This window comes from Protofrankia sp. Cr1 (assembly GCF_963555865.1).
Taxonomy (GTDB): domain Bacteria; phylum Actinomycetota; class Actinomycetes; order Frankiales; family Frankiaceae; genus Protofrankia.
The window spans coordinates 1-1236 of record NZ_CAUVXO010000441.1 but is presented as its reverse complement, the minus strand read 5'-3'; the positions used below and the strand labels follow the sequence as shown (position 1 = coordinate 1236).

Annotated in this window: 2 pseudogenes; both read right to left on the bottom strand. The window is 68.4% G+C overall.

Going from position 1 to position 1236, the window contains the following annotated elements:
- A pseudogene (locus U9980_RS23215) lies at positions 1-515 on the bottom strand (Tn3 family transposase); the annotation flags it as partial.
- A 79-nt stretch (positions 516-594) separates the two neighbouring features.
- A pseudogene (locus U9980_RS23210) lies at positions 595-795 on the bottom strand (DUF4158 domain-containing protein); the annotation flags it as partial.
- Positions 796-1236: the final 441 nt, after the last annotated feature.

The window sequence follows — 1236 nt, the reverse complement described above, 5'->3', positions numbered from 1 at the left end:
GCAGTGGCTCGAGCCACGAATAATGTCGAGTTGATGTTCTCGCTGTGCGCGGGGGAGATGTGCGCGAGCACCTCGTCGTCGATGCGTCGGCCAGCCGCGCGCATCGAGTCGACCGCGAGTCCGTAGTACTCGGTTGTCCAGGCCACCACGGCGTTGGTGACCAGGGTCAGGCACCACGCCTGCTCGGTCTGGGCTTCGAGGTGGCGGGCGCGGATGGTGCCCTCATGGGCGTAGAGCAGGTCCCGCTTCAACGCGTGCAGCGACTCGCCCTTGTTGAGCTGCCGGGAGATCTTGCGCCGGTACGCCGGGTCGGACAGGTAGCGGGCCGCGTAGATCGTGCGTCGCAGAGCTCCGTATTCCTTGAGCGCCGCGGCCAGGGCGTTCTGCCGGCCGGAGGCTGAGAGCTTCCCGACCAGCAGTGACGCGGTGGCGTGGCCGAACTTCAGCGACCCGGCCAGGCGGAGCAGGTCGTCGTAATGCTCGGCGATCAGGTCGAGGTTGGCCCGCCGGGTCAGCCCGAGGTTGGTCGCCTGCGCGAGCAGCATCGATGCCAAGCCGCTCGGCCAGCCGTACCACCGCCGCCCGTGGCGCGGCCGCTACCTCGTCGGGCACGAATCCCAGCCACGGCAACGTGCACAGGGTGACAGCCAGTCCGAGACGGTCGGCCGGTCCCCGGCCCCTACCAGGATCAACGAACGCGATGTCCGCCGGGGTCAGCGTGACGAACCGGAACAGCTCTTCCCGGCCGATCTCCGGGAACCTCCGCAGCGCCTCCAACTCCTGGTCCGCGAACACCCGCGTCGCCACCAGCGACCTCCCGCCGGACCTCGAAGATCCGGTTCAGGAGCTTACCGAGCCATATCCGCTCAATTTTCGGCGGATGCTACGGCGACCCCGAGAACACCGGCCCCGGGGATCAATGGAACCGTGGTTGGCGCTGATATTGATCTTGCCGGGTACTCGTCCTCTGTGCTCTGGAGGACCTGGGCCTGGAGGCGTTCGCAAAGGTCGGCTTCCTCGGGCGCCAGCGGGCCGTCGGGGCGCCGGATACGGACGGGCTTGGGCCGGATCGGCAGGCCGTCGTCTGCATCGCAGCCGGCGACTGGCCCCGTCCCTATTGTCGGGCGCTCTTGCGTGCGACGCCGGCCCACAGCGCTGTCGGGGTGGGATCGTTCGTGCCCCACTGAGTCGCCGGCACAACACCGGGCTCGAGCAGTTCCCAGCCATCGAAAAAGC